The sequence below is a fragment of the Pedobacter quisquiliarum genome, from assembly GCF_014642175.1.
Classification (GTDB): domain Bacteria; phylum Bacteroidota; class Bacteroidia; order Sphingobacteriales; family Sphingobacteriaceae; genus Pedobacter; species Pedobacter quisquiliarum.
In genome coordinates this window covers 83,773-107,397 of record NZ_BMIL01000011.1, presented here as the reverse complement: position 1 = coordinate 107,397, position 23,625 = coordinate 83,773, and the positions used below count along the sequence as shown (strand labels likewise).

The window sequence follows — 23,625 nt, the reverse complement described above, 5'->3', positions numbered from 1 at the left end:
TGTAGGAGGGCGTTGCCATATTCATGTCGGTAGTTTGAAATGCCAGCTCTTTTTTAAATTCAATTATTCTCCTTTAAATCTCAATCCGATCGCAGCACGAGCTTTATCAATCATACTGATCATCCCTCTTGACATATTGTGACTTATAATTGGGCTTTCCATTGCGTTATTTCGGATTAAGTCGCAGAAATGATCGATTTCATAATTAAATCCTCCAGTAGTAAAAGGGATGTCTAATTCAATAACCCGGCCATCGAAATAGTCAATTGTAGCGCGATTAGGGTTCCACCAATTCTTATGAATCGTTATGTTCCCTAGTGTACCACAGATAAGGGCATCACCCTTACCATGGACTTCAAAGCCGGTATAGAATTGCCCGTAACCATTTTCATGTTCAGTTTGAAAGATAGAAAGAACATCTATTCCAGTTTGTCCGAGTTTCCCCATGGCCTGTACATTTTTGGTCTCACCAAGCCAATCGAGCGCCAGAAAGGCCTCATAAATACCAATTCCCATTAAACTACCACCGGCGAGATCAAGGCTAAAGTTAGGATGATCAGAACGTAAACCCACCACTGATGATCCCGCGCGGACATAACCAATGTCTCCAATGGAATCAGTGCGTATGTGTTCTTTGAGTTGCCGATAAAGCGGGAAAAATGGTGATTTCATTGCTTCCATGAAAAGCAACTTTTGTGCAAGCGCCGTTTCTAAGATCTCCTCTAATTGGGAGCTATTTACGGCTGAAGGTTTTTCACATAATACATGTTTACCGGCTTTTAAAGCTGCTATGCTGTAAAAAGCATGGCTGTCTGGTAAAGTGGCAATGTAAACGGCATCGATATCGCTTGCAAGCAGCTCTTCAAAGGACCCACAGGCGTTACCACCATGAGTATTTACGAATGATTCTGTTTGTTCAGGTCTTCTCGACCATACTGAAATTAACTCACTATTCTGCACGTTCAATAAGCCCTGCATAAACCGGTGCGATACGTCGCCGCAACCTATAACACCCCAACGGATGTTTCTATTATTCATCATAGTGAATTCGTTTAACGCTGATTATTTGATCATCTAAAGTAGCAAATCCTTCGGTAGGTACTAGCTAACGCCTGGTACAATACAATTGTTATGCTGCGATATCATTCAAGGGGAAAGCATTGACCACCAACTGCACCTCCAGCATATTCCAGCACAAGCATCTTGTTTATAAAGATATAATTGCATTTGTCGTTATAATGAGTAATCAAACTATCGGGAACGCCCTGGTCAAACACGTTATAAAAATACATGCCTAGGCCACTTCTTTTGAAGCCAATCTTTGCTGGCTCACCACTCTCAATTTGTATACACTCAGCTTTATCTAGTTTGTCTTTCAAAAGTTGGAGCGTCTTTTGAGTCCATCCTAAAGTTTTGATTACAGAATCCACTTTCGAAGATTTAACATGTAGATCCCATTCTAAGAACATTGTATGATAGTTCGACTTGCCCAAAGAATCTAAGGGTCCCACGCCAAGCCGATAAAGGGTACTATCATTTTTGAATTCTATTTCTACAAATTTATGCTCAGGAACTACTTGATTGAAAAATCGCTTTAGGTGTGCTATTTCCACTTTTCGCTTGTTGTAATTTGCAACTAATTCATCAGTTGTATAATTCTTATCAAATGCACCAAGTGCATTAAGCACAAAACCTAAATAGACGCCACAGAAAATGGCGAATACCCCAAGAATTACTAATGTTACTTTAAAGATTTTTTTTACCACGATAGTGTACGACGACGTATATTAAATTATGCAGGTGTATTGGCAGTTCGCTCAGTTTTATCTTCAATCGCTGATTCCAAAACAGCTCTGTTATTTTCGCCCCATTGCTCCAAACTTATTATTAAAGGTAACAGGCTAGTTCCCAGATCCGTTAACATATATTCGATCTTAGGGATTTTAGAATCAAAAGAGATTTTATCTACAAAGCCATGCTGTACCAACTCGTTCAATTGCTTGTTCATTACCCTCCTGTCTACCGATATTTTCTTCTGCAATGCACCTGGTCTTTTTATCCCATCAGAAATGTAATAGATCAACATCAGTTTCCACTTTCCATCCAGAAGTTCCTTGAATACATGCAGGCCACAATCCGTCCTTATGGGAATTTTCTTCTTGTACATCGCTTAGTCAATCTATTGTCAAAGCAAACAGGCACAAATTTGTGCGTACTTGCCGGGAGGTATGTAATGAAATAGGTTTGTCTCAAATAAAAAAAGACAATGATCAAATTTACATTTTTAGTGAATAAACTGCCAGGCATGAGCCTTGATGAATTTGTGGATTACCACAAAAATAAACATGCGCCTTTGTTTTGTTCTATCCCGGAAACAGAACTTTACGTTCGAAAGTATGTAATTAACCACCCTATGGTAACGGAAGGCTTTGCTAAGCCTTTATACGATGCAGTAGTAGAAATCTCGTTTGACTCCTTTGAGGATTTCAATGCCTTCTTCAAATCAGAAAATTATCTAACAAAGGTTCGTCCCGATGAACCCAAATTTTTTGATACTGAAAATTATATCGCAATGGCTACTAATGAAAGCTTAGTCAAGACATAGATTTCATAAAACATTGTTGAAAAAGAGGCGTTCAATGAACTACTATGGCAAAGCAAACACAGCATCTGAATAACAGTGTGACAGAATTCTTAAATAGCCAGATTCATCAGCTGAGAAATGAAATTGAAGAATTGCGGAAATGTATCTTATCCGCAGATGACGGCCTGATTGAAAATATCAAATGGAATGGACCTAACTATTGCTTTAATAACGAGGATAGAATCACAATGCGAATTCAACCCCCTACGCAAATTCAGCTGATATTTCACAGGGGAGCGAAGAAGCTGCAACAACCGCTGAACAGGTTAATCGATACTAAGAGTAAGCTGTTAATTTGGAAAGAGAACGATAGAGCTATAGCAACATTTAAGAATATGCAGGAAATTAGAGACGCACAAATAGATTTGGCCAAGATTGTTGTTGAATGGATTTACGCGGCAAAATCAACCTAAATTTCACATTGAATAATTATTAACGGGCCGCCTTTCAGCACCCCGTTAATAATAACATTGAGTTCATTAATATTCAAACTTTGTCCACTTGGTATCTGAATTCGCGGATTGTACCACAACATCAATAAAGGCCATTCCCCTTACACCATTTTCAACTGTAGGGAAGTCGAGCATTAATTCGCTTGGTTCTTCATCACGTTTTTTAGCATTCAAGGTTGCGGCGAAATTCTTATAGATGTTAGCAAAAGCCTCCAGATAACCTTCGGGATGTCCTGCTGGTACACGCGTATTATAAGTAGCGGCTGTTGACAAGTACTTTTCCCCAGTTCTATAGATTTGAATTGGTTCATTCTGTCTTTTTAAGATTAAAGAATTTGGTTCCATCTGATGCCATTCCAAACCACCTTTTTCTCCATAGATCTTAATCTCAAGCGCATTTTCTTCTCCTGCAGCAATCTGAGTGGCAATTAGCACACCATTAGCGCCATTGTTAAATTTCAGAAGAACGTTTCCATCATCATCAAGTCCGCGACCTTGAACAACAATATTTAAATCTGCGCAAACTTCACTGATCTCTAAACCAGTGATATATTCTGCCAAATGTGCAGCATGTGTACCGATGTCGCCCATACTTCCACTTTTTCCGCTTTTAGCTGGGTCTGTTCTCCAGGCAGCTCCGCTATTTCCTTCTTTTTCTGTTAAGGTACTTAACCATCCCTGAGGATATTGAACTATAACTTTACGAATGACCCCGATTTCACCATTTTGTACCATGTTCCTGGCTTGTTTTACCATCGGATATCCTGAGTAGGTATGTGTAAGGCATAAAGTCAAACCTGTCTCTTGTACTTTTTCTTTAAGTTGTAGGGCCTCACTCAATGACAAAGCGATAGGTTTTTCTATCACAACGTTGAAACCGTACTCCAGCGCCATCATCGCAGGAGCGAAGTGGGCGAAATTAGGCGTCACAATCGTAATAAAGTCAAGCCTTTCGTCTAGAGGACGCTGGCTTTCTTTGATAATCATCTCCTCATAATTACCATAAATTCTTTTTTCGGAGAGGAATAATTCACGGCCTGAAGCCAGGCTTACTTCGGGATTGATACTCAGTGCGCCACAAACTAACTCTATCTGACCGTCGATGTTCGCAGCAATCCGATGTACGGCACCGATAAAGGCATCTTTACCGCCACCGATCATGCCCATTTTAAGTTTTACATTGTTCATTAACTATTGTTTTTAATTGTTTACTGCTTTAATTTCTGTTCCGCACTTAGGACCAAAAAGTTGAGGAATGTATTTTTTCACCTAAAGCTACTAGAAATTGTAAGCTATGCTAAATAATGTAGATGTACAATAATCACTTTCAGCAATTCTATGCTAAGTTTTCTTAAAATAGCTACATTCTTATTAGGAACCAACGAGCGGATTGTCTCGCAAAACGAAGATCTGGTATAATGGAAGGCGAAATGCAGTTTAGAGGTTAACGATTGTGAGAAATCACTTTCAGAATGTCATAAATCACAATTCCAATGCATTATTGCGGTAAAAACTCGACATTGTACTGCAAACGTCCTCTCGCGAAATTTCAGATACAAACACCCTAATTATGGAAGTAAGCAGCACCTTTTGGATTGGTTTTAACGTTTTTGTTCTCCTTATGCTGGCCTTAGATTTAGGCGTTTTTAACAGAAAGGCACACGAAGTGACTGTTAAAGAAGCCTTGATTTGGTCCGGCGTATGGATGTGCCTTGCACTTACCTTTAATGGGTTGATTTACTATTGGTTTGGAGAACCTAAAGCAATAGAGTTCCTGACCGGCTACCTTATTGAAAAAACATTAAGCATAGATAACATTTTTGTCTTCGTATTGGTGTTTGGCTATTTTAAAGTACCATCGATCTACCAACATAAAGTCCTTTTCTGGGGTATCCTCGGAGCGCTTCTGATGCGCGTGATCTTCATCTTTGCAGGCGTAGCTTTAATTGAGAAATTCCATTGGACGATCTACATTTTTGGTGCTTTTCTGATTTACACTGGCTACAAAATGCTGACTCAAAAGGATAAAGAGATGGAGCCGGAGAAAAATCCACTGATTGTATTTGTCCGGAAGATTATGCCGATAAGCGACAAGTTTGAAGGTGGTAAATTCTTTGTCACACAAAATGGAAAGAAGTTTGCTACCCCACTGTTTCTTGTACTTATCGTTATTGAAACTACGGACCTGATTTTTGCTGTGGATAGTATTCCCGCGATTTTGTCCATTACACAAGACCACTTTATCGTTTATACATCAAACGTCTTTGCTATTCTGGGCCTTCGTTCGCTCTATTTTGCGCTTGCCCATGTTGTTAACCGCTTTGTTTATCTTTCTGTCGGCCTCGCCGCTATACTAATGTTTGTGGGCTTAAAGATGGTTCTCGCAGATGTTATCAAACTCCCGGCATTTGTTTCGTTACTCATTATCGGCGTCATCATCACGATCAGTATTGTATTATCGCTATTAAAGACAAAGGGTACAAGCAAGATTGATGGAGAATAGGTAGGAACGGAGTGCCTGAAGGTTAGTTTTTCTCCTTCAGAAGTTTTTCCAATTTTGCCTTGCTCTCTGGCACTTGTCCTAGCGTCAAGGCTTTCTTAAACGATGCGATTGCCTTTGATTTGTCTCCCTTCGCAAGATACAAGTCCCCTATAGAGTCATAGCCATTAGCATTATTGGGGTTATTTACAATGTTGAGTTTGAACAGGGCTTCTGCTTTTTTAAACTGCTTAGTAGCAATCATTTGGTAGCCCAAATTATTAACCAAGCTTTCATTTGGGTTTACGGTGTAGCCCATTTGCTTAGAAACGTTATTAAAATGTGCAATTAACAGGGAGTACAGGTTAAAGTCTGGGTTCTCGATTTCACTGTCGTAAATCCGGAGTCTATAGAAATCGAAAATATATCGAAGTGCATCATATGCTCCAATTAATCTTATTGATGGGTGGTTGTCATTTTCGTAGAACTTATAGCTGTAGCGCATTTGGTTCTTATTTGCTTTTTGAAGTTCTTTTATAAAACTTAAGTTCGACCGGATCAGACTTGTATTTCCCGTTGTATCGTTCTGGACACTTAATGTATCTACTCCTCTTTCCAAACGATTGGCCATGCCATGTACAGCGTCTTTCCTTTGTAGTTATTCCTGGATAACAACGATTTCGCTTCTTTTACAACGTTCGCTTCGTTCCACCACAATGCGCCGTCCAGAGAGACATAGGAGTTGAACATATTCGGTTTGTTAACATAGCGTGTTCATTACTGTTAAACCGCCCACTGAATGGCCTATGAACGTTTTATATGTCGTGGTGGGATAGGTAGAATCAATGTGAGGGATAAGTTCTTTTTCAACAAAAGACATAAACTTCTCTCCATTGCTTACAGCCCCCTTGTATTCTTTATCTGAGCCAGTTGTTAAATCACTTAATCTATTGGTATGCACAATTCCTACTACAATCGTTGGGGGACATAGGCTTGTTTCTTCCATGTGTTCAGTAATACTCACGACACTGTTGAAGTTTTCGTTGCCATCTAACAAGTAAATCACAGGATACTGACCTCGATCTTTTATTTTGCTACCTCCATTACTTTTAGGAATATGTATTAGGATTTCCCGGTCTTCCCCCAATATTTTTGAAGAGATCTTTTCTGAAAATCCGGTAGTAAAGCGTTGGTCTTCTTGGGCGTTTCTCCTCCTTCTACTTATTAGTACTAACTTATTTGCGTTTGCACAATATGAAAATGCAAAACAGGTTTTTGAAAGTCCAAAATTAAAAACTGCTGTAGCTTCACATAAGATAGTAGCCATCATTCCTTTTCAGACCAAAATTTCTTTTAAGAAACAACCGAAAGACTTCAATTTGGAAGCTCACGCTCAGAAGGAAAAATCAATGGCAACTTCAATTCAATCAAGCATGTATACTTTTCTGCTTAGAAAATCAAACGGTTATAGTGTTGAATTTCAGGATGTCGATAAGACAAACATATTGCTAAAAAAAGCCGGCCTGGTTGATAAATTAGATGAAGTTACCAAGGATGAGTTGGCGAAAGCTTTAGGGGTAGATGCTATAATTTCTGGTAAGTTTGAAACAGAACAAACAAGATCAGAAGCGGGCGCAATAGTGACCACGGTTTTGTTTGGTGGTCTTGGAAGCAAAACTGGCTCAGGCTCACTAACCATGGTGATTAATGACGGCGAGACAGGCGATATGTTGTGGCGATTCTTCAAAGCGATGAATGATGGAGTCTTTACTTCTAGCGATGAGCTAATTGACAGGATGATGAGAAAAGTTTCTAGGAACTTCCCTTATAGCAAATAGGAGTGCGCAGCAAGGGTAAACAACAAAAGCCATCACACATTCTCAGGGTCCTTGGTTTATCATTTTTTTTAATTTACCTGTAAAATAGAAAAAGGGACCATGATCAATGATCAAAATCCCTTTTATCTAAATTAACGCTCTCAAATACTAAAGCGTTTAAACTTTAATATTATTGTGCATCTACATATTTATTTTCTGAGTTATTAAGCTCTAAGAAGCTAAAACGCAACAATGTTCAATGCAAGTCTCTGTTTTACAATAGCTAAAGGTACTAAAAGACACCCCATTAGACCTAAAAATCGAATATATCTCCTAGAAATGATTTCTTCTTATATCCCTGCCGGTTGTTATAATTGTGATCGCCCTGCGGTTTGTTGTACTTATCATAATCTTTATCGTAGTTCTCTTTCTTAGAATAATGATCAGCAGAACGCTCAATGATCTTGTCCAATTCACCACGATCCAACCAAATTCCACGGCAATTAGGACAGTAATCTATCTCAATTCCGGTTTTTTCACTCATTAGCAACGTTTCATCACAAGAAGGACATTTCATATTTACAGGTTTAGTTTAGAATTCTGTCATAATTTATAGCTTCACAAGGCCAAGCGACATTAGGCGCCTGGATGGTGAAAGTGCACAAATTCTACGATCAAGGAATTTACACTTGAAACGGTTTATGAAGGTAAATATTACTTCTATTTAGTGGTGTCTACGCAAGATTAAAAACATAAAAAGCATGAAAGCATATTTATTGGTGACACTTGTGACTTTGGCAATCGCTATTGTTAGCTGTTCTTCAAAGCGGCCCGGAGTAAATACTGGGTCCTATTCAATCAACAAAACTCAAGATAGTTCTAGTCCTTTGGACCCTCTGGTTTACGGATACTTGTATGAATATGGCACGAAACTACCCTCAATTGTTCCGCGCGTATATGTAGGAATGGAATTAAAGTCAAAAGCTGATCCGGCTTCGGGACGCTATTCCTTTAGTATAAAGCCTGGAAAGTATAGATTTCTAGGGACGGGAATGGGTTATTATTCCACTAGAACTAAAAGGATGACGCTGCGCCAAGGAGATAGTATAAATATTGATTTCTATCTAAAGATTAATGAAACCCAATTAGTTGATTAGTTCAAGGAAGGTGCAGGTGCTCACATTCTAATTAAAAAATTAATGCCAGTGCCAGACCTAAAGTTGTGAATCTAAACATCGCAGGGCGTTTCACAAACAAGTGATTTGCTCCCTAGAACCTAGATTAAACTTTGCGCCATCAGAGATCAGCTTAAACAAATACCTGGTATTCTAGTTATAGGACCTTAAGCATTTCACATGGAAGCATTCCTGAATACTTTGTCCGATTTAAAACATACTGACTTCAGACTCCTTGCTACGGCGCTCAACGCATCAAGTAACGGCGTTGTTATAACCGACCATAGTCAACCAGATCACCCGATAATCTACTGTAACAGCGCATTTGAGGTGCTTACTGGATACAGTAAAAAAGACATCATTGGACATAACTGCCGCTTCCTCCAGGGACATGACAGAAGTCAAGACTCGCTTCTTCAGATAAAAGAAGCTGTTAGAAAAGGAGAACATTGCCAGGCGTTAATTCAGAACTATAAAAAGAATGGAAGATTGTTTTGGAACGAACTGATGATTTCACCAGTAAAGGATTCTTCAGGGAAGGTTACCCACTTCATCGGCATTCAAAACGATGTAACCAAGCGGGTTGTTGCAGAGTTAAAACTGGAGCAGCAGCGTGATCAACTTGATGAGAAAGTGCGGGAACGAACCAACACACTGGAGGAAAGTGAAGCGTACCTGTCCGCCATCGTAGAAACGATTAGAGAAAGTCTTCTGGTGCTCGACAGCGAGTTTCGCATTCTTAGTGCCAATCATAACTTCTGCGATTTCTTCAATGATCCTGAAGAAACCCTCGTGGGCCAAAAGCTCTTCGAAATTGGCTCAGGCAAATGGAATATACCTGAACTAAGAGACCTGCTTACCAAAATCTTACCCCACAATAATCCATTTGAAGGTTTCGAGTTAACCCACGATTTTCCCATAATCGGCAGAAAAACGCTGATGCTTAATGCGAGGCAGATGACTTTGAAAGGGAAATATCAGGAAAGGATTTTACTTGCTATAGAAGACATCACCGAGCGGAAAACAATGGAGTACAGAAAAGAAGACTTCATCAACATCGCCAGTCATGAGATGAGAACTCCTTTGACCAGCATTAAAGGTAATTTGCAACTGTTGAATAAAGTTGCTCAAAAGAAGGGTGATACGGACTATGCAAGAGGTTTCTCTGCAGCTGGGAAGTCGGTAGCACGGTTAGAGCGGTTGATATTCGAACTCCTTGATGTTTCCAAAATGCAATCAGGCAAAGTTGATTTTAACTTTGAACCTGTCGATATGTCTACGCTCATTCATGAGTCGATTGAAATTATTCAGCAGGAAACACCAGGCATAAAAATCATTTTAAGTGGCGTAGAAAATCAATACGTGGATGGAGATTACGGGCGACTTGAGCAGGTGATGATCAACCTGTTTTCTAATGCTGTAAAATACAGTCGTAGTTCATCAGAAATTAAAGTTCACGTGTCTTGCATGTCCGGGTACTGCAAGGTTTCTGTCACGGATAATGGCATTGGGATAAACATGAAGGATCACAAGCGCATTTTTGAGAGATTTTATAGAGCTGAAGATATTTCAGAGAAGTTTCCGGGTGTGGGCGTGGGGCTTTACGTCTGCAATGAGATTATTAAAGAACATAACGGAACGCTGTGGGTCGACAGTGAAGCTGGCAAAGGGTCGACTTTCAGTTTCACAATTCCGATCGCTAAAACAATTTAGTATCTTAATAGCACAAACCCATAGCTATGAGACCAACAATCATCACTGCTGTTATCATCGGCACCTGCGCAGTCATTGCTTTTGCTTTAGTCAGTAACGCCTATAAGTACCGGTCTAAGACCATGGAAACGATCGTTGTGACCGGGCTGGCAGAAAAGGACTTCAACAGCGACCTAATCGTATGGTCCGGTACATACGCCCGGAAATCCTTCGATCTGAAAGATGCCTACAGTACCTTAAAGAATGATGAAAATGCCATCCGCAGTTACCTCCTTAAAAAAGGCATTGCGGCAGGTAATATGCAATTTTCATCTGTGATGATCAACAAAGAATTTAGTCAGCAAACGAACGCAAACGGGCAATACATGTCCCAGGAATTTACAGGATACAATCTAATGCAAACCGTTACCATAGAATCTAGTGAGGTTGACAAGGTGGATAAGATTTCCCGTGAGGTTGCTGAGCTGATACAAAGCGGCATTGAATTCAATTCCAATCCACCGATGTTTTATAATACTAAACTTAATGAGGTGAAAATGGAACTGCTGGGTAAGGCTAGCGCGGATGCACGTGCCCGCGCGGAAACCATTGCTAAAAATGCAGGTAGCTCCTTAGGTGAACTGAAGAAGGCCACAATGGGCGTATTCCAGATCACAGGGAAAAACAGCAATGAGGCTTACAGCTATGGCGGGGCATTCAACACCTCCAATAAGTACAAAACGGGTTCAATTACAATAAAGATGGAGTTTGAGGCGGATTAGATTATTTTATCCGCTTAAGCTCTATTTCTGCACTGTAGGTAAATTCTGGGCTTTAGTGGTTGGACCATGGACGATGATTTTCCCATTTTTCACTTCCATTCGATCGATGAAAACGACCCTTTCAGCACCAGTGGCGATTGTTCTTCCATGATAAACACAGAACATTTCTTTGCCATCGGGCGAGTATACAATGCTGTTGTGCCCTGTTCCAGACACGATGCCACCTTTATCGGTGTTCTTATGCAGGATCGGATTGTCTGCCGACTTCTTATAAGGGCCTAGTGGCGAGGTCGAGGTGGCATAACCTACTGCGTAGTGCTCCCCTCCGAAATGATTTGCGGAATACATGATGTAATAGATGCCGTCTTTCTTGAACGTCACGGAACCTTCTGTCCATCGGCGATTAACTTCTCCGGTGGTTACAGAAAGACTTTCCCAGGCAGCCTGCTTATCATCCAGCTTCACCGGAGGCCGAAGTATGAGCTTTGGCTGGCCGATTACACCGGAGAAGTCAGACTTGAGTTCCACCCCATATACCCAGCTTTCTTCAATTTCTTTGTACTTGCCTTTTTTCCGCATCTGGCTGGCAATCTCACTCGCTATTGGATGCTTATAAGCTGCTCTGGAGTAATATAGATAGGACTTACCATCTGTGTCAAAGAATACGTTTGCATCGATAATTGGATACCCCGGATCAAATAGGGGCTTGGGGGCCAGGTCAATAAAAGGCCCAGTGGGCTTGTCGGCCACGGCAACACCAATCTTGAAATTCTCCATTTCTTTCTTTGGGTTTACCTTCCATTGTGCACTGTAAAATAGATAGAACTTGCCTTTTACTTCATAGACCTCAGGTGCCCAGTAGGCGCCATCCCAAGGGGTATTCGGATCGCTCCATCCGTTCTTGTTGTCATGAAAATACACCTGTCCGGCAGGTTTCCAGTTAACCAGGTCTTTAGAGGCGTATGCCGAAAAGCCCCGATCTTCCGCTTTGCCAGTGCCGTACATGTAATAGGTGCCTTTGGTATATAAAACAAAAGGATCGCCCAGTTGCACTTTTAAAGGGTTCGTGTAAACACCGCGCTGCGTGCCTGCCTGTTGTTGGGCAACGGTAACGTTAGTCAGGACTAAAATCAGGGAAACAGTAATTAGAAGTATTCTACTCATTTTATAGGTTCATCAATGATTAACAGGAAGCAGGTGCATGGAATAAATTGCCCTACCGAAATACATCCCTATCAAAATAGGAATATCCTCGCGATTATGCACAATGAAATGCTTTTTGTCGGCGTAGGCGCCCCAAAAGTGGGTGGCGTAATTGGATTATCGCCATTCTGATGTCATTTATAATACAATAAAGGCTGTAGGTCTTCACTCACCGCGCATAATTCTAAAGGTACATGTCAAATAAAAACTTTTGCCGTGTTTTTCGAGTTAGTTATGCCTATAGTAACTAAGAAAATTCAGGAAGTATGAAAATAGGAATTATTGGATCAGGGAATATCGGTACCGCACTGGTACATCACCTGACAAGACTTGGGCATGAAGTTAAGATTGCCAACTCAAGAGGGCCTGAAACGCTGCAAGAGATTGCCGCCGAAACTGGCGCAACGGCTGTAACAGCGGAGCAGGCAGCATCGGCAGAAGATCTGGTCATCATCACCATTCCGGAAAAAGCAATCCCGGAACTGCCAATCTCTGTTCTTTCCGCCTCGAAGGCCGTTATCGTGGATACGGGGAACTATTATCCGACCCGGGACGGAAATCTGGAAGATATCGCTGCCGGCACGCCGGATAGTACCTGGGTGGCAAGCGTGATTGGCCATCCGGTTGTTAAAGCATTCAACAACATCTTCGCAGCTAGTCTGGCCGAGAAAGGTACTCCAGCAGGAACGCAGGATCGGATTGCACTTTCTGTGGCAGGGGATGATGAGTCCCAAAAGCAGGTGGTAATGCAGTTAATTGATGACATCGGCTTTGACGCTATTGATGGTGGACAGCTTTCAGAATCCTGGAGACAGGAACCGGGCACACCAGCTTACTGCCACGATTTAGATAAAGCAGCATTAAAGGCTGCATTAGAAAGTGCTGACCTTAGCAAGCGTGCAGAGAATCGCGCGGCTGCAGATGAGCAGGCACGTGCATTCTTTTAGTATAGCGAGCGGTAAGCAGCCTTAATTGGTCAGCTTACCGCTTTTTCATTACGTTTCACATTCGTGATTCAATGATATTACGGTGCTGATTCGGTGATCTTGATGCGAATAGGGCCCTTGATATGATCCACATCGATCGTTAAGCCTTTTTGCGTGATGACAACTTCTCCCTGTTTGTGTAACCCAATGGCTACGTCTCGCACCTCAATCATATGCTTCCGCCAGTCGCCAGGAAATAGCATACGGGCAATTTCAGAGGGGCAGGTGCTCTTCCCGGGTCCGCGTTGCGCTGCTGTAGATATGATGGTTTCTGCGATATCAGGATGCTGTTGCATAGGCATGTAACAAGAAACTGTCGTATTTGCTTTGACCTTATTCATTTTCAACTCAAATAGTCTTTGTAGAACGACTGTGGTAATCGGGAAATTTGTAGATTCATGAAATTTTAGAGTATGGCAAACGGTCACATCAACTACATTGAGTTTAAAGCTAAAGATCTTGATGCAATCAAAGTTTTCTATAAAGCGGCTTTCAACTGGAGCTTTACGGATTACGGGCCCGATTACATTGCTTTTTCAGAAAGCGGCGTTGATGGGGGTTTTGAGAAAAGCACAGCCGAAATCACCAATGGCGTACTTGTCGTGCTCTTTCACGAAGACCTCCCTAAAATCAAAGACCAGATCATTCAAGCCAATGGAAAGATCACTAAGGACATTTTTTCATTCCCCGGCGGCCAGCGCTTTCATTTTATAGATCCTTCTGGAAATGAACTTGCAGTATGGACACATGATTAGGATGTACACGATCTATCTATCATGTTCAATCTTCTAAAAAGGTACATCACGAGCAGGAGTGAAGTTCAGGAGGAAACTTTAGACCTCATCTGCAGTCACTTCAGCCTTGTCAAGACGCGGCGGAATGAGATATTAATCCGTTTCGATGAGGTATGCAAAGGTTACTATTTCGTCAATGATGGTTGCTTAAGGTTGTTTACCTATAATGTCGATGGCAATGAAACCACCAAGGTCTGGAGCGTTGTGGACAAGAAAGTCACAGATGAACAAGGCAGGATCAAGGAATTCCTCGATCAAAGGCAACAGAACAAAGGGATTTACAAGCTTACCTTTTTTGTGAAAGACTATTTCGCCAGCAAGAAAATGGAGAGCTTTTATCCTTTTGTGGATGTGGTGTTTCAAATTCAGGATGACAAGCACTATCATGTGCCGATTACGCTTTCGGCATATGGCTATTCTACCTATAGAGGCAACTAGCGATTTCCACCCCGTGTATAAGCACACGGGGTGTTTTAGATGAAAGTATTTTATCCAAATTCTATTTATCTTGCCCTAAAAAGCAAGGATAATTTTTGAACGCATACCAGCTTAAACTAAAACACATTCTGCCGCCATTTATAGCGGTTACCCTTGGAACTGTCATTGCATTTGGCATTTTGAGATGGATCCTAAGCATCAAATTTTCTATTGTCGGCATTAAGGAAGATGTTTGGGAGTTCTGGCTTCCACTCCTTTTGCCATGGTTGCCAATCCGATTGTGGTTAAACGCTCGTTTAAAGAGGCTGACCTTTAAGGTAGAAAGCGAAATATCCAGGATTTTCTACCACTTTATCGCCTGGGTCACTATGACAGTGATGTTGTGTGTTTCGCAGGCATATCTAACCACAGCAACCGGATCTCTGAAAACTTTGTCGACCATTGAAGATATTGAGCAAACCGACGCAGCCCGATATTACAAAGTTGATGACTTTTCTGTAGCGCCATCTTATGGTGGCACACATGCGAAAGTCAGCAAAAGTGGCAAATACGGCACTGATTTAAATTTTGATGTTTACTTTGTTACGCCGATGGTAAGTGCCAATGCTGCTCGGCTTAGCAGGATACCCAAAGTTTGGTATGCTGTGCATTTTTCAGAACGGACGAGCAACTGGACCAGCAAGGCAGAGAAGGAGAAAAGGTATAAGGTGTTTTTTGATAAGTCCCTTGCCAAGATGAACAATTACAAATTCCATGACTTGGATCATTTTGAACGATTACCAGCCTCGAGCCATAGAGATAATTACCTAAAAGCCATTCAGTCGCGGGTAAATGCTCCGAAAGTTCATGATTTTATTGTGCTGAGACCCATTCAGGATAAGTATGAAGACCGGAACGGCCACAAAGTTGCCTGGATATTTCGTGCTTTCGCCATTGGCCTGGCAGTTCTTTTACTCGCTTTGATACGACCTTCTTTGAAGGATCCTGAATCCTGATTTTTCAGCTTTTGGCTACAAAAAGAGTGGATTCAGCTTCAAGCTGAAATTTAGTTCTGCTCACCTTTGAGTACTAAATATTTAGACCATGAAAGTAGTTATAACAGGATCATTAGGGCATATCAGTAAGCCACTCACCACAGAACTGGTTCAGAAGGGCCATGACGTCACGGTAATAAGTAGCAATCCAGAAAAAAGAGTAGCAATCGAACATTTGGGTGCCAAGGCAGCCATTGGTTCCTTAGAAGATGTGACTTTTTTAGCTACAACCTTCAGCGGGGCTGATGCGGTGTACACCATGGTTCCGCCAGGAAACTACTTCGATCCGAATCTGGATCTGTTTGCTTATTACACCAGATTGGGTGCAAATTATGCGCAAGCCATCAAATCTTCTGGTGTAAAAAGAGTCGTCAACCTAAGTACGATTGGTGGAAATTTAAGCGCAGGCAATGGAATTTTGATTGGCGCACATCATGTGGAGTTAATCTTAAATCAGCTGCCTCCAGAGGTGTCGATCACGCACATGCGCCCAAATTCATTCTATTACAACCTCCTTGGTTATATAGACATGATTAAGCACTATGGCGTAATTGCGGCCAACTATGGCGGGAATCAGGTAATTCCATGGGTTTCGCCGATTGATATCGCCGCTGCGGTTGCAGAAGAATTGCTGAGCCCATCCAGGGGGAGAAATGCAAGGCCCGTTGGAAGTGAGGATTTGTCAGGCAATGCGGTCGCAAAGATCCTGGGAGAGGCGATCGGTAAGCCAGATTTAAAATGGGTGGTCGTGTCTGATGAAGAAACGCTAAACGGGTTAGTTTCCATTGGCATGAATCCAAAGATCGGCGAAGGATTGGTGGAAATGTATGCCGGACTTCAAAGTGGTCTGTTGGCGCAATACTACTACGATAATAAACCAGCTAAAATGGGAAAGGTGAAGATGAAGGATTTCGCGAAAGACTTCGCGCGGACCTACAATCAGTCTGTTTAGGAATTACTCAACGGTTTAGCTGTAAAACAAAACTTTCTCCTTTGAAATTTAGGTTTATCCGAATTGCAGGATGATTCCTGCATTCGCTGTCCTAAGGTTCAAAGGAGAAAGTAATGTACAAGCGAATGGATTAATTCGCTTGATCTTTCAGCAGCAAGCCCGGGTAAAGTGTGCCGTCTGCTGAAGGTAAGTTAAGCTTTAGAAGCTGTGCAATGATTGGCGCGATATCTTCCAGGCCCATCTGTCGCACGACAACATTTTTCTGAATGCCCCTTCCAAAGGCAACAAACCCGGTTTCTATTTCCTTAAAATCTGGAAAATAACCGTGGGTGCCGCCTTTTACCGGACGCATGACTTCCCCTTCAGTGCTGCCGCCGAATGTTATGCCTTGCTGGGGTGCAAGTGCCAGCGCGACCGTCGGATCAGCGCCCACCTGGTCTAACTCCGCCCGCTCCACGATTCTAAACAGCTTACGCTGCCCTGCTGGCATAGCGCTCAGAATTTCCCTGACCTTTGCTAAACTTCGCTTGTCGTTCTTATCTTTCAAATGCAGAAAAGTCGAGCCGCCGCTGCTGTGGAAGTAAGCTTTCCAGTTTGCCTTATTGGCATTGTCTTGCAGGCCTGCTTTGGCCAGCAGCAAATTTGGGTTCAGTTGCGTGTGGATGTCCACGAAACCATGGTCGCCTGTAACAATCACCGTGGTTTGTTCCGAAATGCCTGCCTTTTCCACTGCATCCAGGATGGTTTTAATTGCTTGATCTGCCGAGGCTACAGCCGAACGAACTTTATCACCATCGCGACCTTGTTCATGCTCATAATGATCCACATCTGCAAGGTGTACCGCTGTGAAGGCGGGCTTGTACTTCGTAATCAAGTAGGCGGTCATCCTTGCATTGTTCACATCAGAAGTGAAAAGTTCAGCCGACATTTTGCCGCCAACATTCTCCTGGATTTCCTCATACAGTCCTGCAGGGTATGCTTCTTTTGACATGCCCCCGGGGTTATCATTTTTCCCTCCCTTTTCCTTAGGCAAGAACCAGTACTCCGGAATCCGGTAGTTTATGGGTGCATTTACCGTTACGGGCCACATTACACAAGCCGTGCTTAGTCCGGCGTCTTTCGCTGCGGTCCAGAGCGATGGTACTTTCAGCGCATCATATTCCCAGTACCAGCGACCTGTTGCACCAAGCGGTTCAGGTGGGGTATTGTAGTAAATGCCATGTTTGATGGGCTTTACACCCGTCACAAGCGTGGTATGAGAAGGGTAGGTTACGGATGGAAATACGCCACGCACCCCATCGCTGTAACTGCCTTTGGCCATTGCCTGGCGCAGGTGCACCATCCCCCAGGATGGGTCTTTATAGAACTCCGGTCGGAAGCCATCCACGGTGATCAGGATCACATGGGATTGCTGCGCCTGTGTAACAGAAAGACCGCCGATGAACAAGCCTAGTGCTATAATTATCTTTTTCATATCTGATAATATTTTATCGGTGATGACTATTAGAATGAGTAGCGCAAGCCAAGTTGTACCTGGAAAGGATTTCCATTTAGGTTGGATACGCCGGTAGTTGCATTCATGTTGTAGGTGTATTGCAGGGCTTGGGGATCAAAGCTTTTGATGTTATAAATATTCTGTTTGCCCAGGTTGTGTCCTACACCCCAATCCTTATTCAGCATGTTTGCAAGGTTGAAGATGTCCACAGAAGCCTCAAGACCATGTGATTTGTAGAAGTGGAACTTCTTCGCCAAACGAAGGTCGAAAACACCATAGAAGCTATTGATACCACCATTTCGTTCTGCAACTTTCCCGAGGTTACCATTAATGTAATCCTTCACGCTTTGCTCTGCATTCGGGTTTTCCAGAATTGCTTTGATGCCATTACTCAGGTAAGCCGGTGTGTTTGGATCATTAGGGTTGTATATGAATGCAAGATCATTCGAAGAAACAAAGTCTCCATTCATGTTCCCGCCCACTGCAAGGGAGTAACGCGTGCCGGCGATGCCGCTAAAACGTAGACCTACCGTAACACCGTAGAAACTTGGAGCAGTACCATAGAACACAGCCTTATGGCGGAACTGATTGTCTGCATAACTCATGGTACTTAAATCACGTGGGTCATCTTTTACCATTAGGGATAGGGTAGCGGTGTTTGCCACGTTTCCATTGTAAGAAGTATTGTCGCGGGTATCGTTCCAGGTGTATGAAGCGGTAATTTGTCCATCTTTGTAGTAACGGTACGTTCCGTCAACAACAAGGGTGTAAGCATTTACCTTTCCTTCACTGTTCATCTCCAATACGCGGCCGATTTTATCTGTTTTACGGCTGTTTACCCAGTTTGCCGCACCATTTGATGCATTGATGGTATTTGCTGGCACATAAACCCCTCTATTATCCTCTGCAGCAATTCTGAAGTATGGATTATCGACCATGTTGCGGTCTACATACATGTAGTTGTTCCGGCCCCAGGTTCCGTAACCGCTGATACCTACTCTAAGCGACGGTGTGAAAAAGTGGTTTATGGAGAAATTTGCTTTGTAGGCGGTTGGTACTTTAACATCAGCACTGTTGGTGTTAATCGTTACCAGTTTCTGAATGTTGGGATTGTTGATTAAATCACGTCCCGGCGATGTTGCAGGGTCATTGCGGAACGCTGCGAAATCAGGATTTGGCATTAATGTGCGATCCTGTATGTCAACTCCGGCAATGCGGGTTCCATCAAACAACATGTTGTTTAACATGGAGTATGGGTTAAGATTTGAACCAAAGATACCTCCACCAAAACGGATGATGTTTTTGCCTTTTTCACCAACGTTCCAGTTGAACTGCACACGTGGCTGTATCTGAAAGGTGTTGATGCCGTTATCAGTGGAAAGACCAAGTTCGTCAAATACCACCTGATTAAAGTTTGCTTTACGAAGGTAACGTGTATTGTCAAGACGTATACCAGCAACTACATCCAGGCCCTTGGCCAATCTTGTTTCCATTTGCCCGTATAATCCCGTAGCCAGGTTGTTCACTTTCGTGTTTTCTTCATCAGTCATATATACATCCCTTGCATAACGGTAAGGGGTCATGTTTTCATAGTTGCCAAGGCCTGTGAAATAGAAGCGACCGTTCATTTCACTGCCATAGCGGAAGTTCATGTCCGTGTACATGATGTCTGCACCAAAGGTGTACTTTACTTTTTCAGTGTTGTAATAGATGTTATTTACCAACTGCAGTACGTTTCCTCTGAACCACTCAGGTGCAAAACGTTGTCCACCCATCTGAATGGAATTGAAGTAGGTACGGTCACCATCTTTCGACTCCACATTCTCAACGATCGCGCGTGGAATACTTTGACTGGCACCAATACCCGCTACATTGTGCATTACATCTGTGCTTTCATAGAAGTGCTGGACTTTCAACTCGTTCGTCAGCTTGGAATTTACGGATGTACGCAGGGACGCCATCAGGCTGTTGTTTAAGTTTTTGCGGTTTACATACGACTCGAAAGCGTTTATCCCGCTGTTATCACCTTCCTGCTGGTTATCCAGATCATAGATGAAGTTGTTTCGGATGGTAAGCAAGTTTGTGGGATTGATCTGCCAGTCGAACCTTGCAAATCCGGCATCAGTCGTTTTCTTTTTGTCGAAGGCACCGAAAAGCGCGTCTCCGTTAAAGCCATATTTTTCACGGGTAATCCGGGTAAACTCATCTAGTGTGCCCTGCGTTACACGGTAGCGACCAATATCTGCCGGATTTTGAATGTCGGCGATGTATAAAGGGCGTGAATCTGCCTGGTGATCCCATACAACAAAGAAGTGTGCCTTATCTTTAATGATCGGTCCACCCAAAGAGAAACCGTACTGCGTAGTAGAGAATTCTTGCGAACGTCTTGCACCGTTCAGGTTATAGTTGCTGGATAGCCAGTTGGTACGGGTGAAGCCAAAAGCGCTTCCTGAAAGCGTGTTTGTTCCAGACTTCGTAACCGTGGTAATGCTACCGCCGCCGCTTCGTCCATTGGTAACATCATACTCGTTGGTTACAACCTTGAATTCCCTGATGGCTTCCATAGAAATGGCGTAAGCACCGCCGCTATTTCCACCTGCAATGGTACTTCTGGAGGTCATACCATCTACGGTGTAGTTGGTAGAGGATGCCAGCTGCCCTGCCAGACTACTTCCGTTACTCACTGGCGAGAGGTCTATCAGTGAAGAAAAGTTACGTCCATTCACAGGGAGTTTGGTCAGCTCTCTATCCGTAACAGCAGTAGACGCACCCAAAGTTTTGATGGCATTTTTTAGATTACTGCCCTGGATTACGACTTCCTGCAGGTCGTTCGAGCTAGAGGTTAGTGCGAAATCCACCACGAGCTCATCGCCATAGTTTAGGGTGTAGCCGGTTTTCTTTTGTTCGGTATAGCCCACATAGCTTACCGTTACGGAATAAGGTGATCCAAGTGGTAATTGCGGGAAGATGAAACTTCCGTTTTCCTTGGTTGTAGTGGAAACTTTAAATCCTGTGGATTCGTTGCGTACCAGAATAGAAGCGCCCGGTACAGGTTTGCCTTCGTCTGTGACCTTCCCGATGATATTTGCTTCCGTACCTTGTGCGAAAGCAGACATTGAAGTGAAAAGTAACAAGGCCAGAAGGGCTAGAATAAAACTACTTGTGGTGTTTTTTTTGTGTTTGTAGTTTGTCGTGACCTTAAAGGGTAGAAGTGAATAGTACATATAAGCTTGCCGTTTGTTTGATTTCCGGCAAAGCTAGAGGGGTCACATTTCCCCTTGGTTAAGGAATGATGAGCTTATCAGTATTGGATGTTAACTTTCCATGCACTGAAAGCACAACTACGTTAATGTAAACGCGGGTTGAGCGAATTGGCTTAGCTCAACCCGCGCAGATATTAGTTAACTTGTACGATCTTCTTTTCTATTTCCGTCAAAGCAGCTTTGATGCCGTCGCGCTGTTCGGTAAGTAAGTTAATGTGGTCGGCATGGTCTGCAAAGTCGGCAATGCAAGCATCGTACTTATCAATGGCAGCACGTTCTCCAGTTGTAATGGCGGTTAGTATCGCTTTATCTTCTTTGCTGCTTAAAGCCTGTTTAATGGTTAACCAGGTGCGGTGCAGGCCGCCTAAAATGCCGCCCTTTTCATTGTCTGCTTCTTCGCCATGCAAAGCAATATGTTCTTTAAGCTCTGCGGCATAAACGATACGCTCTCCTGAAATCTGCAGGAACAAGGCTTTTAACTCAGGTGTATCTGTTGATTCTGCAGCAGTTTGATAGCCTTCCTTGCCATCATTAACAAGTTGCAAAATGTCAATTAGATCGTTGATTACTTCTTTTTTAGTCTTTAGTGAAGACGATTGTATGTTTTCCATGGTTTTAATGCTTTAGCATCATGAGGCAAAAAGTTAGCCAAGTATCGTTGCAGTAGCTCAATATAATTCTAACTTGCAACTATTTCATTCTGGGCCAATTCACGCGCTTGCATTTACTGGCTCAGCTGATATTCTGATCACAAGCTTATTGACTTAAATACATGTATTATCTATTATATTTTAGTGTTGCAGCTAAAATGATGCAACAACCCGAACTGTTAGAGATTTTAGAACATTCCAGACGATCCAATAAGGCGCGGGACATCACCGGTTGCCTGGCGTATATCGAAGGTCGCGTAGAGGAGGATCATTTTTGCAGGTTTATTCAAGTGCTTGAAGGACCTGAACAAGCCGTATTGGATGTTTACGAGAAGATTGAAAATGACCCAAGGCATCATACCGTCACGCTTGTCAAGCAGGGCATCATTGACGCCCGCAACTTTGCTTCCTGGGAAATGGGCTTTGAAAAGGTCGCCTTAGGATCCAATTCCATGTTGAAAGGCTTTTTTGAGCTGGATCCGGAGATCCTTAGGCAAGAGGGAGACCTGGAAAGCAACTTGTTACTTGATTTTATGAAGTCTTTTAACCAGCAGATGTTCATGTAAGCCGGTTCGCTATTTCTTAACATAGGTCATCATCCAGCCAGTTACAGCGCTGTAACTTTGAGTATCGGCATGCGCCTGATCTTGAATGCTTACAAGCTAAATTAGAAGTTATGGAAATTGGAATTGACAGTTTTGCCTCGGCCATGTACGGCCGTAACACCCTGAGCAGCGTAGATGCAATGGAACAATTACTTGACAGGATCGCAATGGCCGATGAGGCGGGGCTTGATGTTTATGGAATTGGGGAGCACCACAAAAAGGAATTTCTGGATTCCGCGCCAGCGGTGATTCTTGCTGCAGCTGCTGCGCGTACCAAGCGCATACGCCTTACGAGTGCAGTTACGGTATTGAGTACTTCAGACCCCGTGCGGGTATACCAGAGCTTTGCCACCCTTGATCTGATCTCTAAAGGCAGAGCAGAACTGGTTGTCGGCCGTGGATCTGCTGTAGATGCCTACCCACTGTTCGGCTTTGATCTTCAGGATTATGATGCCCTGTTCAGGGAGAAGCTCAATTTATTACTACAAATCCGCGATCAGGAATTTGTGACCTGGTCGGGCCAGTTCAGGCCGGCACTTCAAAACCAACCGGTTTACCCACGTTCCCTACAAGAAAAGTTGCCGGTGTGGTTAGGTGTTGGCGGTACGCCGGAATCTTTTGCACGTGCAGGATCTTTGGGTCTGCCCTTAATGGTGGCCATCATAGGAGGCGAAACGGAGCGCTTTCGGCCGCTGGTGGATCTTTATCGGGAGGCGGGCCGCCGTGCTGGTTTCGCACCGGAACAGTTGAAGGTGGGCTTGCATTCTCCAGGTTATGTTGCAGCGACCAATGAGCAGGCCGTGGCAGATTATTATCCGGGATATGCAGAGTTGTGGACGAAGCTTGGTAGAGAAAGAGGTTGGCCACCGGTAACAAAAGCGCAGTTTAACAACCTCATTGCACCAAGAGGTGTGCTGGTGGTTGGCGGACCGGAGCAGGTAGCTGAAAAGCTGATCAGACACAGCGAAGCACTAGGTGGTGTGGACCGCTTCACCTTTCAGATGGACAATGCAGGATTGACGCATCAACAGTTGCTACAATCCATTACATTGATCGGAAGCAAAGTAATTCCATTACTGAAGGCCTAATCGCCTTAGGCACAGGCAGGGGTTTACGGTCAAGTGTACCGGCCAGGATAGTTGACTATCAGTACTAAAAACAGGA

The 23,625-nt window shown here is 43.1% G+C and carries 27 protein-coding genes; 14 read left to right on the top strand and 13 right to left on the bottom strand.

Translation table 11 applies throughout. The features are described from left to right. Positions 1-63: 63 nt before the first annotated feature. From IEW69_RS15180 to IEW69_RS15170, 3 genes are all read right to left on the bottom strand, one after another. Entirely contained in the window at positions 64-1,041 is a 978-nt protein-coding gene (locus tag IEW69_RS15180; protein ID WP_188627725.1) for a Gfo/Idh/MocA family protein, read from the bottom strand. 101 nt (positions 1,042-1,142) lie between these two features. Next, complete coding sequence (locus IEW69_RS15175) at positions 1,143-1,766, bottom strand: hypothetical protein (RefSeq protein ID WP_188627724.1); 624 nt, start codon at positions 1,764-1,766, stop codon at positions 1,143-1,145. A gap of 26 nt (positions 1,767-1,792) precedes the next feature. Beyond that, positions 1,793-2,167, bottom strand: coding sequence for a winged helix-turn-helix transcriptional regulator (locus IEW69_RS15170; protein ID WP_188627723.1), 375 nt, complete (start codon positions 2,165-2,167; stop codon positions 1,793-1,795). 99 nt (positions 2,168-2,266) lie between these two features. Here IEW69_RS15170 and IEW69_RS15165 point away from each other — a divergent pair, with 99 nt between their 5' ends. Continuing rightward, complete coding sequence (locus IEW69_RS15165) at positions 2,267-2,605, top strand: EthD domain-containing protein (protein WP_188627722.1); 339 nt, start codon at positions 2,267-2,269, stop codon at positions 2,603-2,605. 44 nt (positions 2,606-2,649) lie between these two features. Continuing rightward, positions 2,650-3,057, top strand: coding sequence for a DUF1801 domain-containing protein (locus IEW69_RS15160; RefSeq protein WP_188627721.1), 408 nt, complete (start codon positions 2,650-2,652; stop codon positions 3,055-3,057). A 66-nt stretch (positions 3,058-3,123) separates the two neighbouring features. Here the strand turns inward: IEW69_RS15160 and IEW69_RS15155 are convergent, their stop codons facing one another. Further along, positions 3,124-4,284 carry a Gfo/Idh/MocA family protein gene (locus tag IEW69_RS15155; RefSeq protein ID WP_229663648.1) on the bottom strand — a complete coding sequence of 387 codons (1,161 nt, stop codon included), beginning with the start codon at positions 4,282-4,284 and terminating at the stop codon, positions 3,124-3,126. Between the two features lie 382 nt (positions 4,285-4,666). On the opposite strand from IEW69_RS15155, the gene IEW69_RS15150 reads away from it, so the two are divergent. After that, positions 4,667-5,599 (top strand): TerC family protein, encoded by a 933-nt coding sequence (locus IEW69_RS15150; RefSeq protein ID WP_188627720.1) that lies wholly within the window; start codon positions 4,667-4,669, stop codon positions 5,597-5,599. 22 nt (positions 5,600-5,621) lie between these two features. Here the strand turns inward: IEW69_RS15150 and IEW69_RS15145 are convergent, their stop codons facing one another. From IEW69_RS15145 to IEW69_RS15135, 3 genes are read right to left on the bottom strand one after another with little or no spacing between them, the layout of a single operon-like run. Beyond that, positions 5,622-6,194: a tetratricopeptide repeat protein gene (locus IEW69_RS15145; RefSeq protein ID WP_188627719.1), complete on the bottom strand. Its 573-nt coding sequence runs from the start codon at positions 6,192-6,194 to the stop codon at positions 5,622-5,624. Beyond that, positions 6,179-6,325 carry a hypothetical protein gene (locus tag IEW69_RS15140; RefSeq protein ID WP_188627718.1) on the bottom strand — a complete coding sequence of 49 codons (147 nt, stop codon included), beginning with the start codon at positions 6,323-6,325 and terminating at the stop codon, positions 6,179-6,181. Before IEW69_RS15140 ends, IEW69_RS15145 begins: the two co-directional genes overlap by 16 nt. Positions 6,326-6,335: 10 nt before the next feature. Then, positions 6,336-6,905: an alpha/beta hydrolase gene (locus IEW69_RS15135; protein WP_229663647.1), complete on the bottom strand. Its 570-nt coding sequence runs from the start codon at positions 6,903-6,905 to the stop codon at positions 6,336-6,338. 49 nt (positions 6,906-6,954) lie between these two features. On the opposite strand from IEW69_RS15135, the gene IEW69_RS15130 reads away from it, so the two are divergent. After that, entirely contained in the window at positions 6,955-7,413 is a 459-nt protein-coding gene (locus IEW69_RS15130; protein WP_229663646.1) for a hypothetical protein, read from the top strand. A 292-nt stretch (positions 7,414-7,705) separates the two neighbouring features. On the opposite strand, the gene IEW69_RS15125 is transcribed toward IEW69_RS15130, so the two are convergent. After that, complete coding sequence (locus tag IEW69_RS15125) at positions 7,706-7,969, bottom strand: TFIIB-type zinc ribbon-containing protein (RefSeq protein WP_188627716.1); 264 nt, start codon at positions 7,967-7,969, stop codon at positions 7,706-7,708. Between the two features lie 184 nt (positions 7,970-8,153). Between IEW69_RS15125 and IEW69_RS15120 the strand changes: the two genes are divergently transcribed. The 3 genes from IEW69_RS15120 to IEW69_RS15110 all read left to right on the top strand — a co-directional run bounded on the left by IEW69_RS15120 (position 8,154) and on the right by IEW69_RS15110 (position 11,041). Continuing rightward, the gene (locus IEW69_RS15120; protein WP_188627715.1) at positions 8,154-8,549 is read left to right on the top strand and encodes a peptidase associated/transthyretin-like domain-containing protein; all 396 of its coding nucleotides are present in this window, start codon (positions 8,154-8,156) and stop codon (positions 8,547-8,549) included. Between the two features lie 198 nt (positions 8,550-8,747). Beyond that, a complete protein-coding gene (locus IEW69_RS15115; protein WP_188627714.1) occupies positions 8,748-10,280 on the top strand; it encodes a PAS domain-containing sensor histidine kinase in 1,533 nt (510 codons plus the stop codon). A gap of 26 nt (positions 10,281-10,306) precedes the next feature. Next, positions 10,307-11,041 (top strand): SIMPL domain-containing protein, encoded by a 735-nt coding sequence (locus tag IEW69_RS15110; RefSeq protein ID WP_188627713.1) that lies wholly within the window; start codon positions 10,307-10,309, stop codon positions 11,039-11,041. Positions 11,042-11,062: 21 nt separating this feature from the next. On the opposite strand, the gene IEW69_RS15105 is transcribed toward IEW69_RS15110, so the two are convergent. Further along, complete coding sequence (locus IEW69_RS15105) at positions 11,063-12,205, bottom strand: glycoside hydrolase family 43 protein (protein ID WP_188627712.1); 1,143 nt, start codon at positions 12,203-12,205, stop codon at positions 11,063-11,065. Positions 12,206-12,510: 305 nt separating this feature from the next. On the opposite strand from IEW69_RS15105, the gene IEW69_RS15100 reads away from it, so the two are divergent. Continuing rightward, positions 12,511-13,191 carry an NADPH-dependent F420 reductase gene (locus tag IEW69_RS15100; RefSeq protein ID WP_188627711.1) on the top strand — a complete coding sequence of 227 codons (681 nt, stop codon included), beginning with the start codon at positions 12,511-12,513 and terminating at the stop codon, positions 13,189-13,191. 77 nt (positions 13,192-13,268) lie between these two features. Here IEW69_RS15100 and IEW69_RS15095 read toward each other — a convergent pair whose 3' ends face one another. Then, positions 13,269-13,571, bottom strand: coding sequence for a DUF3253 domain-containing protein (locus IEW69_RS15095; protein WP_229663645.1), 303 nt, complete (start codon positions 13,569-13,571; stop codon positions 13,269-13,271). A gap of 72 nt (positions 13,572-13,643) precedes the next feature. On the opposite strand from IEW69_RS15095, the gene IEW69_RS15090 reads away from it, so the two are divergent. The 4 genes from IEW69_RS15090 to IEW69_RS15075 all read left to right on the top strand — a co-directional run bounded on the left by IEW69_RS15090 (position 13,644) and on the right by IEW69_RS15075 (position 16,448). Then, a complete protein-coding gene (locus tag IEW69_RS15090; RefSeq protein WP_188627710.1) occupies positions 13,644-13,985 on the top strand; it encodes a VOC family protein in 342 nt (113 codons plus the stop codon). 21 nt (positions 13,986-14,006) lie between these two features. Further along, positions 14,007-14,462, top strand: coding sequence for a hydroxyisourate hydrolase (gene uraH, locus IEW69_RS15085; protein ID WP_188627709.1), 456 nt, complete (start codon positions 14,007-14,009; stop codon positions 14,460-14,462). 95 nt (positions 14,463-14,557) lie between these two features. Beyond that, positions 14,558-15,457 carry a hypothetical protein gene (locus IEW69_RS15080; protein ID WP_188627708.1) on the top strand — a complete coding sequence of 300 codons (900 nt, stop codon included), beginning with the start codon at positions 14,558-14,560 and terminating at the stop codon, positions 15,455-15,457. 88 nt (positions 15,458-15,545) lie between these two features. Next, on the top strand, positions 15,546-16,448 hold the full coding sequence (locus tag IEW69_RS15075) for an NmrA family NAD(P)-binding protein (RefSeq protein ID WP_188627707.1): 903 nt from the start codon (positions 15,546-15,548) through the stop codon (positions 16,446-16,448). A 130-nt stretch (positions 16,449-16,578) separates the two neighbouring features. Here the strand turns inward: IEW69_RS15075 and IEW69_RS15070 are convergent, their stop codons facing one another. The 3 genes from IEW69_RS15070 to IEW69_RS15060 form a co-directional block, all read right to left on the bottom strand. Continuing rightward, complete coding sequence (locus tag IEW69_RS15070) at positions 16,579-17,922, bottom strand: alkaline phosphatase family protein (protein ID WP_188627706.1); 1,344 nt, start codon at positions 17,920-17,922, stop codon at positions 16,579-16,581. A 29-nt stretch (positions 17,923-17,951) separates the two neighbouring features. After that, on the bottom strand, positions 17,952-21,167 hold the full coding sequence (locus tag IEW69_RS15065; protein ID WP_229663644.1) for a TonB-dependent receptor: 3,216 nt from the start codon (positions 21,165-21,167) through the stop codon (positions 17,952-17,954). Positions 21,168-21,340: 173 nt separating this feature from the next. Continuing rightward, entirely contained in the window at positions 21,341-21,817 is a 477-nt protein-coding gene (locus tag IEW69_RS15060; protein ID WP_188627705.1) for a ferritin-like domain-containing protein, read from the bottom strand. 161 nt (positions 21,818-21,978) lie between these two features. On the opposite strand from IEW69_RS15060, the gene IEW69_RS15055 reads away from it, so the two are divergent. Both IEW69_RS15055 and IEW69_RS15050 read left to right on the top strand, forming a co-directional pair. Then, on the top strand, positions 21,979-22,422 hold the full coding sequence (locus tag IEW69_RS15055) for a BLUF domain-containing protein (RefSeq protein ID WP_188627704.1): 444 nt from the start codon (positions 21,979-21,981) through the stop codon (positions 22,420-22,422). Positions 22,423-22,532: 110 nt separating this feature from the next. Continuing rightward, positions 22,533-23,549 carry an LLM class flavin-dependent oxidoreductase gene (locus IEW69_RS15050; protein ID WP_188627703.1) on the top strand — a complete coding sequence of 339 codons (1,017 nt, stop codon included), beginning with the start codon at positions 22,533-22,535 and terminating at the stop codon, positions 23,547-23,549. Positions 23,550-23,625: the final 76 nt, after the last annotated feature.

What these genes read in the sequence shown, in the direction of transcription:
- IEW69_RS15180 (WP_188627725.1), bottom strand. Translation starts at nt 1,041, where the DNA reads ATGATGAATAATAGAAACATCCGTTGGGGTGTTATAGGTTGCGGCGAC.
- IEW69_RS15170 (WP_188627723.1), bottom strand. Translation starts at nt 2,167, where the DNA reads ATGTACAAGAAGAAAATTCCCATAAGGACGGATTGTGGCCTGCATGTA.
- IEW69_RS15165 (WP_188627722.1), top strand. Translation starts at nt 2,267, where the DNA reads ATGATCAAATTTACATTTTTAGTGAATAAACTGCCAGGCATGAGCCTT.
- IEW69_RS15160 (WP_188627721.1), top strand. Translation starts at nt 2,650, where the DNA reads ATGGCAAAGCAAACACAGCATCTGAATAACAGTGTGACAGAATTCTTA.
- IEW69_RS15155 (WP_229663648.1), bottom strand. Translation starts at nt 4,284, where the DNA reads ATGAACAATGTAAAACTTAAAATGGGCATGATCGGTGGCGGTAAAGAT.
- IEW69_RS15150 (WP_188627720.1), top strand. Translation starts at nt 4,667, where the DNA reads ATGGAAGTAAGCAGCACCTTTTGGATTGGTTTTAACGTTTTTGTTCTC.
- IEW69_RS15140 (WP_188627718.1), bottom strand. Translation starts at nt 6,325, where the DNA reads ATGTTCAACTCCTATGTCTCTCTGGACGGCGCATTGTGGTGGAACGAA.
- IEW69_RS15135 (WP_229663647.1), bottom strand. Translation starts at nt 6,905, where the DNA reads ATGATGGCTACTATCTTATGTGAAGCTACAGCAGTTTTTAATTTTGGA.
- IEW69_RS15125 (WP_188627716.1), bottom strand. Translation starts at nt 7,969, where the DNA reads ATGAAATGTCCTTCTTGTGATGAAACGTTGCTAATGAGTGAAAAAACC.
- IEW69_RS15120 (WP_188627715.1), top strand. Translation starts at nt 8,154, where the DNA reads ATGAAAGCATATTTATTGGTGACACTTGTGACTTTGGCAATCGCTATT.
- IEW69_RS15115 (WP_188627714.1), top strand. Translation starts at nt 8,748, where the DNA reads ATGGAAGCATTCCTGAATACTTTGTCCGATTTAAAACATACTGACTTC.
- IEW69_RS15110 (WP_188627713.1), top strand. Translation starts at nt 10,307, where the DNA reads ATGAGACCAACAATCATCACTGCTGTTATCATCGGCACCTGCGCAGTC.
- IEW69_RS15105 (WP_188627712.1), bottom strand. Translation starts at nt 12,205, where the DNA reads ATGAGTAGAATACTTCTAATTACTGTTTCCCTGATTTTAGTCCTGACT.
- IEW69_RS15100 (WP_188627711.1), top strand. Translation starts at nt 12,511, where the DNA reads ATGAAAATAGGAATTATTGGATCAGGGAATATCGGTACCGCACTGGTA.
- IEW69_RS15095 (WP_229663645.1), bottom strand. Translation starts at nt 13,571, where the DNA reads ATGAATAAGGTCAAAGCAAATACGACAGTTTCTTGTTACATGCCTATG.
- IEW69_RS15090 (WP_188627710.1), top strand. Translation starts at nt 13,644, where the DNA reads ATGGCAAACGGTCACATCAACTACATTGAGTTTAAAGCTAAAGATCTT.
- uraH (WP_188627709.1), top strand. Translation starts at nt 14,007, where the DNA reads ATGTTCAATCTTCTAAAAAGGTACATCACGAGCAGGAGTGAAGTTCAG.
- IEW69_RS15075 (WP_188627707.1), top strand. Translation starts at nt 15,546, where the DNA reads ATGAAAGTAGTTATAACAGGATCATTAGGGCATATCAGTAAGCCACTC.
- IEW69_RS15070 (WP_188627706.1), bottom strand. Translation starts at nt 17,922, where the DNA reads ATGAAAAAGATAATTATAGCACTAGGCTTGTTCATCGGCGGTCTTTCT.
- IEW69_RS15065 (WP_229663644.1), bottom strand. Translation starts at nt 21,167, where the DNA reads ATGTACTATTCACTTCTACCCTTTAAGGTCACGACAAACTACAAACAC.
- IEW69_RS15060 (WP_188627705.1), bottom strand. Translation starts at nt 21,817, where the DNA reads ATGGAAAACATACAATCGTCTTCACTAAAGACTAAAAAAGAAGTAATC.
- IEW69_RS15055 (WP_188627704.1), top strand. Translation starts at nt 21,979, where the DNA reads ATGTATTATCTATTATATTTTAGTGTTGCAGCTAAAATGATGCAACAA.
- IEW69_RS15050 (WP_188627703.1), top strand. Translation starts at nt 22,533, where the DNA reads ATGGAAATTGGAATTGACAGTTTTGCCTCGGCCATGTACGGCCGTAAC.